Origin of the sequence: Fretibacter rubidus (genome assembly GCF_041429785.1) — a bacterium.
GTDB lineage: Bacteria > Pseudomonadota > Alphaproteobacteria > Caulobacterales > Maricaulaceae > Fretibacter > Fretibacter rubidus.
In genome coordinates this window covers 549,623-561,029 of the sequence record NZ_CP163423.1, presented here as the reverse complement: position 1 = coordinate 561,029, position 11,407 = coordinate 549,623, and the positions used below count along the sequence as shown (strand labels likewise).

At 48.9% G+C, this 11,407-nt stretch carries 12 protein-coding genes; 6 read left to right on the top strand and 6 right to left on the bottom strand.

The features are described from left to right. Positions 1-43 precede the first annotated feature (43 nt). The 5 genes from folB to AB6B37_RS02620 are packed head-to-tail and all read right to left on the bottom strand — an operon-like array spanning position 44 to position 2,812. Positions 44-448 carry a dihydroneopterin aldolase gene (folB, locus tag AB6B37_RS02640; RefSeq protein WP_371397350.1) on the bottom strand — a complete coding sequence of 135 codons (405 nt, stop codon included), beginning with the start codon at positions 446-448 and terminating at the stop codon, positions 44-46. After that, complete coding sequence (locus tag AB6B37_RS02635; protein ID WP_371397348.1) at positions 435-1,217, bottom strand: SDR family oxidoreductase; 783 nt, start codon at positions 1,215-1,217, stop codon at positions 435-437. Before AB6B37_RS02635 ends, folB begins: the two co-directional genes overlap by 14 nt. Beyond that, on the bottom strand, positions 1,214-1,606 hold the full coding sequence (locus tag AB6B37_RS02630) for a 6-pyruvoyl tetrahydropterin synthase family protein (protein ID WP_371397347.1): 393 nt from the start codon (positions 1,604-1,606) through the stop codon (positions 1,214-1,216). The genes AB6B37_RS02635 and AB6B37_RS02630 overlap by 4 nt, the downstream gene beginning before the upstream one ends. A 5-nt stretch (positions 1,607-1,611) precedes the next feature. Further along, positions 1,612-2,586, bottom strand: a complete 975-nt coding sequence (locus AB6B37_RS02625) for a calcium/sodium antiporter (protein WP_371397346.1) — start codon at positions 2,584-2,586, stop codon at positions 1,612-1,614. Positions 2,587-2,629: 43 nt separating this feature from the next. After that, positions 2,630-2,812: a hypothetical protein gene (locus AB6B37_RS02620; protein WP_371397345.1), complete on the bottom strand. Its 183-nt coding sequence runs from the start codon at positions 2,810-2,812 to the stop codon at positions 2,630-2,632. 58 nt (positions 2,813-2,870) lie between these two features. On the opposite strand from AB6B37_RS02620, the gene AB6B37_RS02615 reads away from it, so the two are divergent. From AB6B37_RS02615 to AB6B37_RS02605, 3 genes are all read left to right on the top strand, one after another. Further along, positions 2,871-3,281, top strand: a complete 411-nt coding sequence (locus tag AB6B37_RS02615; RefSeq protein ID WP_371397344.1) for a VOC family protein — start codon at positions 2,871-2,873, stop codon at positions 3,279-3,281. Positions 3,282-3,325: 44 nt separating this feature from the next. Further along, the gene (gene lysM, locus AB6B37_RS02610; protein ID WP_371397343.1) at positions 3,326-3,781 is read left to right on the top strand and encodes a peptidoglycan-binding protein LysM; all 456 of its coding nucleotides are present in this window, start codon (positions 3,326-3,328) and stop codon (positions 3,779-3,781) included. Positions 3,782-4,117: 336 nt separating this feature from the next. Further along, the gene (locus AB6B37_RS02605; RefSeq protein WP_371397342.1) at positions 4,118-8,038 is read left to right on the top strand and encodes a hypothetical protein; all 3,921 of its coding nucleotides are present in this window, start codon (positions 4,118-4,120) and stop codon (positions 8,036-8,038) included. A gap of 60 nt (positions 8,039-8,098) precedes the next feature. On the opposite strand, the gene AB6B37_RS02600 is transcribed toward AB6B37_RS02605, so the two are convergent. Beyond that, positions 8,099-8,455: an accessory factor UbiK family protein gene (locus tag AB6B37_RS02600; protein WP_371397341.1), complete on the bottom strand. Its 357-nt coding sequence runs from the start codon at positions 8,453-8,455 to the stop codon at positions 8,099-8,101. A 114-nt stretch (positions 8,456-8,569) separates the two neighbouring features. Here AB6B37_RS02600 and lgt point away from each other — a divergent pair, with 114 nt between their 5' ends. The 3 genes from lgt to pgeF are packed head-to-tail and all read left to right on the top strand — an operon-like array spanning position 8,570 to position 11,338. After that, positions 8,570-9,457: a prolipoprotein diacylglyceryl transferase gene (lgt, locus tag AB6B37_RS02595; protein ID WP_371397340.1), complete on the top strand. Its 888-nt coding sequence runs from the start codon at positions 8,570-8,572 to the stop codon at positions 9,455-9,457. Position 9,458: 1 nt separating this feature from the next. Beyond that, a complete protein-coding gene (locus tag AB6B37_RS02590) occupies positions 9,459-10,562 on the top strand; it encodes a class I SAM-dependent methyltransferase (protein WP_371397339.1) in 1,104 nt (367 codons plus the stop codon). After that, positions 10,559-11,338, top strand: coding sequence for a peptidoglycan editing factor PgeF (gene pgeF, locus AB6B37_RS02585; protein WP_371397338.1), 780 nt, complete (start codon positions 10,559-10,561; stop codon positions 11,336-11,338). Before AB6B37_RS02590 ends, pgeF begins: the two co-directional genes overlap by 4 nt. The last annotated feature ends 69 nt before the right edge of the window (positions 11,339-11,407 follow it).

The following is an 11,407-nucleotide window of genomic DNA, read 5'->3' as shown; positions in this document are numbered from 1 at the left end:
TTAAACCGCGCGCAACACTCTTTTAAGAAACAGGCACAAAACTCTAACGGTAACGCACAATCTCGACGCCTGCGGCTTCGGCTTTTAAAAGGGCTTGTGGTTTAGAAATTTTAACACGCGCCGCTTGCACACGTTTGTCGGTCTCAAGCGCCCAGCTTGCGATGCGTTCGGCCAAGGTTTCGACCAATTGCACATGGGCTTCTAGCGCGATGTCCTCGGCCTTTTGCGCGACCACACCGTAATCAAGTGTCTCGTGTAAACGGTCCAGCGTTGGCGCAGCCATAGGGCCCATGTCGAGCTCAATATCGATGATAATCGGCTGTGTGCTTTCATGCTCATGCGGATGCACACCAATAGAAGCCTGTATCAGCAGACCTTCGACGAAGATACGCATAGAGGGTTGGCGCATTTTCATTCGCCCGCCTTTAAGCCGCTTAATCATTGCCATCCCCCATATCCTTTTCACCGACCATCAAATCAGGCGTTTGCCATGTCAGGTGCTGCCCCCCGTCCACAGCAATCATCTGCCCCGTCACTGCGCGCGCAGAAATAAGGTAACGCACCGCTGCCAGTAAGTCTTCGGGCGGAGAGCCGCGCTGTAATAATGTCGCCGCAACTTCGGCCCGAAATACCGCTTCGTTTTGATGGACAGAGGCGAGTGACGGCCCTGGTCCAACAGCATTGACGCGAATATGCGGAGCCAAATCTTGGGCCAGCGTTTTGGTCGCAAAATGCAAAGCCGATTTAGCCACGCTGTAGCTAAAGAATGTGGGATTAGGTTTCAGGACGCGTTGGTCAATCATATTAATGATAAAGCCGTCTGCCCCATCCACCATTTGCTGGGCAAGCTGCCCTGATAGCAATAGCGGCGCACGCAAATTGATATCCATATGATAATCATAGTTGGCGCGGGTCATGTCGCGCACGCTATCATCAGCGAATGTAGACGCGTTATTAATCAGACCCGTTAGCGGACGCCCCAACGCCTCTGCTGCACGGTCAACTAACGTGTCTAAGTCTTGGGGCACAAATAAATTGGCTTGTACGACTGCCGCCTGCCCGCCCGCGTCTTTAATCTCTTGCACCAAGGCCTCTGCGCCGTCGCTGGAGCGGTTATAATGCACGGCCACCGCATGACCATCACTCGCGAGGCCTCTGGCTAAGGTTTTGCCGACGCGTGCCCCTGCGCCCGTAATTAAAACGGCGTGAACGCTCATGAAGCGGCCCGGTAACGCGCGCGCTCACCGCAACTCGGGCGTCCCACCTCAACACATGACAGGCCAGGCAAACGCGGCGCAAGACGGTCAAAAATCCACTGCGCGATTTGCTCTAGCGCTGGCGCGGATAGACCTTCGACGTCGTTGAGCAGCGCATGGTCCAGCGGGGCCACGGCTTCTTTGACAATTTGTTCAATTTTCCAAAGGTCGCGAATCCAGCCTTTGTCATCTTGGGGGTCGCCAATGATGGTCACTGTCCCGCGAAAGCTATGACCGTGGACTTGTTTGAATAAATCATTGGCATCGGAGTGACCGAAATAATGGGCAGCTTCAAATTGGAAATCTTTTTCAATTTCAAACAACGGCGCAGATGTGGACCTGGACGTCATGAGCGCTACATTGCGCCCGCAACTAGCGCCGCAAGATACAGAGCATAGGCCACCATAAAGGCAATACCAGCCAAGCGCCCAATCGGTATACGGCGCATCACAAAGACAAGCAGCACAACCATCGTCGCAAGCATGACCCAGAAGTCAAAGACAAACAGCGTCGGGTTAATCGCCACAGGCCCCGCTAGCGATGCGGCCCCCATCACGGCAAATAGATTGAAAATATTGGAGCCCAGCACATTGCCGATGGCGACTTCGGAATGACCCCGATAAGCCGCGACAATAACCGTCGCCACTTCGGGGAGCGACGTGCCAATAGCGACAATTGTCAGACCGATAATCGTCTCACTCACGCCCAGCGTTCCAGCAATATTCACGGCATTTTCAACAATCAGGTGACCACCAAATGCCAAACCGATCAGGCCAATAACCACAAAAATCCCTGAGTAGAGAACATTTGTCGGCAGCCCAAGCTCGCCTTCGTCAATTTCGGTCATTTCGGCCAAGATAGGATCTTCTGCACCCTGTTTGGCCAAACGGGCCATATAAACAAGATAAATCACAATACCGCCAAACAAGATAGCGCCCTGCCAGACGGTCAGCGGATTACCAAGCCACGCGAGCAAAATAAATAGCAGTGTTGCAAACATTGCAATAAGTGCATTACGCCCAACACCCGGCATATTCGTGGGCACAGCCATTAATATCGCAGGAAGTCCCAGCGCCAACAACACATTAGCAATATTAGAGCCAACAACATTACCAGAGGCCAACTCGCCAGCACCGACCATGACCGCTTGAATAGAGACAACAAGTTCGGGCGCAGATGTACCAAAGGCAACAATCGTGAGGCCCACGATAAGGGCCGGTATGCCCCAATGACGCGCAAGCGCAGCCGCCCCGCGAACGAGCAAATCACCCGCAACAATCAGCACAATAATGCCGACAATCAACAGCGCAAAACTAGGCAATAGGCCCATGCCAGTCGTCCTTGAAGCTTAAACTACATTCGCAAGATGCGAATTAGTCAAAGCGTTTAAATTCCAAAATGTTCAAAGCCCCAAAGGTGATAGTCACCAAAAGAAACGCAAACAAAGCGGGATCCATATGAAACAAACCAAAGATGCTGATACCAGCTTGGATGACGGATAACATAGTAACCTCGTTAAAATCGGATGTAGACTGGATAGCAGACCACATCACCATAATTTTGGCCGCTATACCCTGTCTTGGCCAGAATGCAAAGACGCGATGGGGTGGAATTATGACAAAATACAGACTAAGCTTTCCTTATAAAGGGGACACCATGAACAAAGACGCAAAAATTCTTGGACTGGGAGGGGTCTTTTATAAGGTTAAAGACCCAAAAGCCTATTTAGACTGGTGGCGCGACCATATGGGCGCAGACCCTACGGATTGGGGTAATTTTGAATGGGCATCGGACGGTCAGTCACGAACAATGATGAGCCCCTTCCCCGCCGATTCGACTTACCTTGCGCCCAGCACGGCGGAGTTTATGATAAATTTGCGCGTCAATGATGTGGCCAGCTTGATAGAAAAAGCCCGTAAAGGGGGTGCCAAAATCATTGGAGCGGTAGAAAATACAGAATACGGTATTTTTGGCTGGTTTATCGACCCCGAAGGTATCAAGATAGAATTATGGCAAGAGGTCTAGCGCGCTAGGCCTGTATCAATAACACCAGAAACTGGAGAACACAGATGTTTGGAATGATTCCTTTTGTAAAAATGGCAGGCCGCGGCCTTGGTAAAATCTTCAAAGGCAAAGACGCCGAAGACGCGCTCAAAAAAGAGGTCAAAGATTTAGGCCTCGCCAAAGACGAAATTGACATCCATGTCGATGACAACGGCAAAGTGTCGGTCAAAGGCAAAGGCGTCACCCAAGAAATGAAAGAAAAAATCATCTTGGCAGTCGGCAATGTCGAAGGCGTCGGCGAGGTTGAAGACGGAATTGAGGCGTCAGATGATGCCCCTGCCTCTGAATTTCACACCGTTGTTTCCGGCGATACGCTTTGGGCGATCTCAAAACGCTACTATAACAAAGGCTCGCGCTACAAAGAGATTTTCGAGGCCAACCGCCCCATGCTAAAACATCCCGATAAAATTTATGTCGGTCAAGTACTACGCATCCCAGCGGATAACGCAGAAAGCGTCTAAGACAGGCCGCTCAATAAATTTATACTATAAAAACACCCCGGCCATGGTCGGGGTGTTTTGTTTTGGGGTGGCGGGTAGGTAAATCCTCAAAGGGGACATTAGAAGAGTGGCTTAAGTCGCCTAAAGCGGCCGCTGGTAATGTTTGCTTATACGGCAGCAATCGCCCAAAACCGGGCACTCCTAACCCAAGTCGACATGTTTCAAGAAGCGTGATAATCTTTGGCGGATAAAGGGATAGCTTAATTTACTTGATAGCATATATTTAATCTGGGGTAATTAACCAATGCTCCTGCTTATTCCCTTTACAATCCAAGGGCGAATAACCAATTATCACCTATGATTTCAAGTTCAGCGATTTCCGCCAAACACATACAGCCGCCAGTCAACGATCAAGACTTTGAGATCGCTCTGGTTGATATCGCCAATCATATTTTCAAAAGCACTACATTTGAACGCTATGGCCGCAAAGGTTCCACTCAACATGGTATAGATGTTCGCGGCAGACCAAATGATGAAACAACGAAATTAACGGTAATACAGGGTAAGTGCCGAGAGCCGGGTAAAGAGGAAAACCCTGACGATGTTGAGACACATGTTAGGGCGGCACTTGCAAAGTTTGAGTTCCAAAGATTCATCTATGCAACAACAGCAGTAAAGAAAACGGCGTTGCAGGATGCAGCAGATGAACTTCAAAAGACGTTAAATTTAGAGCTCGGTGACAAAGCGCCTCTAATTCAAATCTGGGATTGGGACAGCTTGACCGATATGGCTCGAACAAAGCCAGAGGTGTTTAGAGCACTCGATGTTCAATCGGCGGCCGTCATTGCATTAATCGAACATATGCAAGTCAATGACCCCGATGGGTTAAAAAAATTATCTGCGATAGCTAAAGCGGGTTTATCACCATCACGTTCCAAACTGGCGATAATAGAAATTAAAACTATCGATGAAAACGATAAGGAAACTCCGCTTACCACATTGATAACAGAAATATCTGAAAGAATACCGTTTGAGCCAGTAGAGTGTTTCACCGAACTTTGTGATCTCTTAGAAACTGAAAAGCCAAAGGAACCGATTGACTACGCGAGAATAATTGGAGGTCTTGGGAATTGCCACTTTATCCTTGACGAGCGCGAGCTAGCATTTGAGAAATATGCTGAGGCTTATGAGTATATGCCGCATCGCGCAGCTACTATTTCAAATTATGCATTGGCACTTGGCTTTCAAAACAAGCTCAATGAACTCCGCGAATTGACTGAAACAGCATTAAAAGAAGACGCTAGTAACTCGTCATTAATAGCGAGATCACTGCATTTTCTTAAAGACTTATCTATTGTTCCAGACGCCGCTCGCAGGAACGCACATGTTTGGTTGGCCCGTCTAGAAATAACTAGACGAACAGACACTAAAAAATCTCTGAGAAAAGCGACCCTAAAAGCGCTTAAAGACCATCCTGATGATTACTATATTCGTCAGTTTTATGCTGATACATTACTTGAGAGCGTCTTTGAAGATGAGGCTGCCTTGGCGGGTTTAGATCCTTTAACACCAGAAAATCACAACCAACTCACAGAAGCCTTGGATGTATATGCTTCTTTATGGGACGAAACACAATCCAAAGGGAATTACCAACAATCTCATGAGCCCGCACTACCAGTAAATTATATGCAGGCGCTTCGTGTTGCTGGTAAATCTGAGCAAGCCATTAAAATCGGTCTTATTGCCAGAGAAAAAATCCAAGATGCAAGCCTAGCGCTTGAGTACGCAATCAACCTTGTAAAATCCGGACGGGCGGACGAACTCAACGATGTAGTTGAGGAGCTTCCACAGACTGCCGATGCACAGAAAATGAGACTACAACATGCATTAGATATCAACGATTGGAACACGGTAGAAGCCTTATGTGATGCGAGATTAGGTGATAAAGACCGTGATCATGGTCTTTTGCTTGGACTAAAATCACTGGCCCAAATAGAGAGTTTGGAAGAAAAAGACCGTAGCAAGGCTGTCGAAAAACTAATCAAAGAAAGTTCTGTTGCCTGTCGCGAGTGGACTATTCGTTCCCAACTTGCGCGCAAGTACTTAGGTATCGAACAAGCATTATCCTGTCTCGCATCAGCGAAAAATTGTTTAGGTGATGACGCAGAGCCTGAAGACATTGTGAGCGTTGTTCACCAAGCTAAAATTTTAAACGATGACAACACAATTATAGAGCTTCTTTGGGAGCGAATAGACTACTCTCGTCCGTCTGAAGAATTAGAACTTCTTCTTTCAGTCGCTGCTACTGAAACGCCAATGCGTCAGAGATCTATCGAAATATTCAGCAAACTTGATGAGACATTACTGGAGCTGGCTGAATACAAAGAACTGGTAGCGATTGCTGCATTCAACCAAAGGAATTTTTTAATAGCCAAAAAGCACTTTGAAGAGCTTTTTAATCATCATCCACATCTGCGTTATTGGCTCGCTATTTACCGATGTGCAATGAGGTTAAACGACGAGGCAAAAATCGAAGAGTTGCTTAACACCGAAGGTGTTGAAGGTCTTCCCTATAGCCCTTTAGACTCCATGCAATATGCAAGTATTTTAAAACGACATGAGAAACTTGAACAAGCAATACAGATGGCATTCAGGTCTGTAATTGACCCTAAAGGACAAGCCTCTCCAACAGTGTCAGGAAGTTATATAGGTTTTGTATTTTCAACTAATTTAGAAGGCCCACCAAGCCGTATCGTTGAAAAAGGCCAGTACGTAAAAATTAGACGATCAGGAACGAACGAAGTTGTTGAGGGCATTATTGAAGGCAATGACCATCGGCCTTGGGGCGTGGTTCTCCATAAAGGTGATTTACGACTAGAGGCCGCCTTAGGAAAAAGAATAGGCGATACGTTCTCTACAGCATCTAAAATGGGTGACAATGTTGAGTGGATCATCGAAGATGTCTGGCCCGAATATATTCGCGCAGCTCAATACCTATCTAACGAACACCCTGATCGTTTTGGGGACGCTGCAATTATAAATCGGATTGTAACTGATGGTGAAAATGTTGAGCCAATTCTCGATATGGTTCGCAAAGACGGGGAACACCAAGATGATATATGCCGAGTAGTGATCGAGAAAAACCTGCCTCTTGCATTGATGGGAGGTGAAGATGGTTTGTGCGGTTTGAAACTGGCTAATGCTATCCGTCAACGTGGGTATGAAATCCCAACCAATCAGGGCACTAAAGAGGTTCAGGAAGAAGCCGCAAATGTGGCTAAAAACGTCAAAAATGGAATCGTTATAGACTTATTTACAGCTGTGACGGCACTGGAACTCTCGATATTAAAACCGCTCGCGGAGACACTAGGCCCAATAAGGCTTTCCGAAAACGAACTTGAACAGCTATTAGCGCATCTTGATTTAGTCAAAGTGTCCAAGGGGGATAGCTTCTCTCTTACTGCTGTTGAAGGAGACGTCTATCGTGATGAAAAAGACAAAACATTTCACAAAAACCAAATTGAATGGTTGGAAACGGCGATTTCTGATTTAAGGAACCTCTGCGAAATCGAGCCTGTCATTTATGGGGACGATAAGACAGACATAGAAGAAATCATTCTAAAACAGGTGCCACTAACTCTAGCACCTATAGAATTAGCAAAAAAGCACGGCGTGCCATTATTGTCTGATGATAACTCATTAAGGCAACTTGCTAAGCAACTTGGTGTCGATGACGGGCTATGGCTTTCAGCAAGCATTCAATTCGCATTAGAGTCCCAAAAACTCACTAACGAACAATACCTAAACGCAACAATCGGTCTTGCAGAACGCAAACACGATTTTCTTCCTGTTAATAGCGCTATGCTTGTTGATGCGGTGGAGCAAACATGCGACGGAAAACTCTCTTACGAGGTCAAATTATTAATTGACCAACTGGGTGGGCCAAGCGCAGATATAAAGACGCACGCTGCCGTAGCCTCGTCTTTTATGTGTGCCTTGCGAGAGAAAGGCATTGATATAAGTTTACGCCAAGAGATCATGGACAATATAGCTCGTGCTACTTTCTCAGATACAACCCATAGAGTAGCAATGGCATGGGCTTCCGCATTTGGCAGCACCTTACATCCTGATGACAATGACGATTTTAGAAAAGCTATTAAGAAATATCTCCCGAGCGGAAACTTTAATCTTAACCCGTTTGATAAACGTCCCTTTTATTATAGTGTAAGCACCATTGCTATCAATGCCCGGCTCAATGCCGAAAAATGGAGAGTATAATAGTTGCTACGCTGAAGTCCGCAATGCCCCGAAACTCGACCTAAAGCATAATTGCTAGGTCTAAGCTTTTTTTGCCGTCTTCTTCCCTTGAGCTTTCTTTGCGGCTGCTTTGGCGGCGGCGGGAATTGTGGAGGGTTTTGGCTTTTTGGTGACTGGCTTTTTAGCGACTGTTTTGCGCGCAGGTTTTTTCAATAACGCGATGTCTGCTTTTAACGCTTCAATCTCTGTGGCCTGTTTCGCAAGCAGGGCTTTGAACACTTCAAACTCTTCGCGGCCCACAAGGTCCATATCGGCGATGAGACTTTCGGCGCGGGCGCGGCCCATGGCTTTGACCTCGTCGCCGACGCCTTTGACGGCGCCCATGGCATTGGTCATCAGATTTGATAAATCATCAAGGGGTTTGGCTTTGCTTTGCATGATGGCTCGCTTTTGGTTCGGTTCAAAGGCACGTGGGCCCATTTATTCTGGTAATATATCTAAGTGCAGTGTAGCACAATTTCCAGAGCTATCACTGTCATAAAAAGTCGCGCCATGATTATTACACTCATTCACGCCATTCCGTTCCCCGATTGGATTAGCCCCAATGTGTTTTCCATCGGAAACTTTAGCGTCAAATGGTACGGCCTATCCTATATCGCGGGGCTATTTGCAGCCTATCTCTACGCCAAGAACGTCTGTTCAAAAAAAGAACTTTGGATTCCCGCAGGCATCACGCGCGGCAGTGCCCTGATCCCCAATAAAAAGCTGCTGGAAGACATGATGTTCTTTCTACTGCTTGGGATTATTGTTGGTGGGCGTATTGGGTCTGTGCTGCTTTATACGCCCGAACGGTTTTTGGAAAACCCACTGTTTTTATTTAAAATATGGGAAGGCGGCATGGCCTTTCACGGCGGTTTTTTAGGGGTTTGTGTCGCCGTCTGGTGGCTAGCGCGCTCTCGTAAGGTCGAGCTGTGGCGGCTTGCTGATATGGCGGCCATTGGTGCGCCGTTGGGAATTTTTGCCGTGCGGCTGTTTGGTAATTTCGTGAACCAAGAGCTTTACGGGCGTCCAACAGATGTGGCCTGGGCGTTTATTTTTCACACCGACCAACTGTCCCTCCCCCGCCACCCAAGCCAGCTTTACGAGGCGGCGCTAGAAGGCATCGCACTGTGGTTTATTATCCGTATCGCCACGCATAAATTTAAAGTGCTCACGAAGCCTGGCATTGCCGCAGGAATATTTTTTGCAGGCTACGGCGTGTTTCGGATATTCGTCGAGTTTTTCCGCGAACCTGATAATATTCAGCAGTTCGGCCCGCTGACGCGCGGCATGAGCTACTCCTTGCCTATGGTCATCATTGGTCTTGCCATTATTGTCTGGGCATCACGCCGCCCACCTGTCGCGCCAAAACGTATGGGCGACGAGGCAGAGCAAGCCTAAGATGAGTGCCTTAAAAGACCGTCTAATAAAGCGCATTAAGTCCGAAGGCCCGATGTCAGTCGCGGAATATATGACGCTATGCCTGCTTGACCCTGTCGACGGATATTATCCCACACGCGATCCACTCGGCAGTGACGGGGACTTCATTACAGCGCCCGAAATTAGCCAGATGTTCGGCGAGGTTATTGGGCTTTGGTGTATCCAAAGCTGGATTGATATGGGCCGCCCGCCGTCTGTGCAACTCATAGAGCTTGGCCCAGGGCGCGGGATTATGATGGCTGATATACTCCGCACGGCGGCACTCGACAAAGCCTTTGAACGCGCGCTCTCTGTCACACTGGTGGAGGCCAGCGCAGCCTTAGAGGCTGTGCAAGGACAAACGCTGGCCGCGACGGGCGTGCCTGTGTCTTGGGCGTCTGATATATCCAAAGTGCCAGAAGGGCCGAGCTTGATCATCGGGAACGAGTTTTTAGACTGCTTGCCTATACGCCAATTTATCCAAGACGACCCCTTTGCGGGGCGCGGGGGATGGGTGGAACGTATGGTCAGCGTGGACGGCGGCGCATTACGTTTTGTGAAATCGCCCGTGGCCATTTCAGACGTTGTGCAAGACGCCCTGCCCGCCGCGCAGTCAGACGCGCGCAAAGACGACCTATTAGAGGTCTGCATCGCTGCGCGCCAAATCGTTGACCAAATCGCCGCGCGGCTGTTAGATTATCCCGGTCGCGCGCTGTTCATAGATTACGGGCCAGAGGTCACAGAATTTGGTGATACATTACAAGCCCTTAAACGCCACGAAAAAGTGGGTGTCTTTTCTGATCCGGGCAATACCGACCTTACCGCGCGCGTGGATTTCGCGGCTCTTTCAGAGGCGGCCACTGCGGCAGGGCTAGACGCATCCAAAGCCGTGCCCCAACGCGAGTTCCTCTCAAAGCTTGGCATTGAAATGCGTGCGGTGGCCCTGATCAAAGGCAAGCCAGACGCCAAGCCCAAAATCATTCGTCAATTGCACCGGTTGATGGACAGCGACGAAATGGGCGAGCTTTTCAAAGCGGTCTGTTTGTCATCGCCTGGCCTGCCCGCTGCGCTGGGATTTAAATCATGACGCCGTTTAAGACGCATGAAGCGCTTGACCATCCGCGTATCGCTCACGGGTTTTTCGGGCGTGTTGGCGGTGTCTCCAAAGGTCAATACAGCAGCCTGAATACGGGGCGCGGCTCTGGTGATAATCCAGATAATGTGACCGAGAACCGCCGCCGCGTTGCCCGCGCGCTGGGCACATCAGAGCCGCAATTACAAAGCCTGTCACAAATCCATAGCCGCGACGTCTTAATCATCGATAGCCCAACACGCGAACAGCCAAAAGCGGACGGTCTTGTGACCAAGACGCCGGGCCTTGGCATATCGGCGCTGTCTGCGGATTGCGCGCCTGTATTATTCGCCGATACGAAAGCGGGCGTGATTGGTTCTGCCCATGCGGGGTGGCGCGGAGCGCTGTCTGGGGTCACGGACGCTGTGATTGACGCCATGGAAAGCGTGGGCGCAACCCGCAAAGACATCCACGCCGTCATCGGCCCGTGCATCCATATCGACCATTACCAAGTCGGGCCAGATTTTCGCGACGCTTTTATAAAAGACGACAGTGACAATAGCCGTTATTTTGACCCCGGCCCGACGCGCGATGACGGATCGGAAAGTTATTACTTTAGCCTTTTGGGCTATCTCACCACTCGGTTATCAAACGCGGGGGTCGAGCGAATCGGCTGGTCTATGGACTGCACCTACGCCCTTCCAGAGCAATATTTCTCCTACCGCTACAACACCCATAACGGGATAAGCGACTATGGCCGCAATATTTCTGCGATAATGCTGCACGAATGAAAAAGAATCAGCGCTTGCCGATTTACATGACCGCATCAGCCGCCTATCACGTGACAAAATTATAACAGA

Excerpts from the sequence above, each read along its gene's own strand:
- pgeF (WP_371397338.1), top strand. The coding sequence starts at position 10,559 with ATGACGCCGTTTAAGACGCATGAAGCGCTTGACCATCCGCGTATCGCT.
- folB (WP_371397350.1), bottom strand. The coding sequence starts at position 448 with ATGGCAATGATTAAGCGGCTTAAAGGCGGGCGAATGAAAATGCGCCAA.
- AB6B37_RS02605 (WP_371397342.1), top strand. The coding sequence starts at position 4,118 with ATGATTTCAAGTTCAGCGATTTCCGCCAAACACATACAGCCGCCAGTC.
- lysM (WP_371397343.1), top strand. The coding sequence starts at position 3,326 with ATGTTTGGAATGATTCCTTTTGTAAAAATGGCAGGCCGCGGCCTTGGT.
- AB6B37_RS02600 (WP_371397341.1), bottom strand. The coding sequence starts at position 8,455 with ATGCAAAGCAAAGCCAAACCCCTTGATGATTTATCAAATCTGATGACC.
- AB6B37_RS02625 (WP_371397346.1), bottom strand. The coding sequence starts at position 2,586 with ATGGGCCTATTGCCTAGTTTTGCGCTGTTGATTGTCGGCATTATTGTG.
- AB6B37_RS02630 (WP_371397347.1), bottom strand. The coding sequence starts at position 1,606 with ATGACGTCCAGGTCCACATCTGCGCCGTTGTTTGAAATTGAAAAAGAT.
- AB6B37_RS02620 (WP_371397345.1), bottom strand. The coding sequence starts at position 2,812 with ATGGTGATGTGGTCTGCTATCCAGTCTACATCCGATTTTAACGAGGTT.
- AB6B37_RS02635 (WP_371397348.1), bottom strand. The coding sequence starts at position 1,217 with ATGAGCGTTCACGCCGTTTTAATTACGGGCGCAGGGGCACGCGTCGGC.
- AB6B37_RS02615 (WP_371397344.1), top strand. The coding sequence starts at position 2,871 with ATGACAAAATACAGACTAAGCTTTCCTTATAAAGGGGACACCATGAAC.
- lgt (WP_371397340.1), top strand. The coding sequence starts at position 8,570 with ATGATTATTACACTCATTCACGCCATTCCGTTCCCCGATTGGATTAGC.
- AB6B37_RS02590 (WP_371397339.1), top strand. The coding sequence starts at position 9,459 with ATGAGTGCCTTAAAAGACCGTCTAATAAAGCGCATTAAGTCCGAAGGC.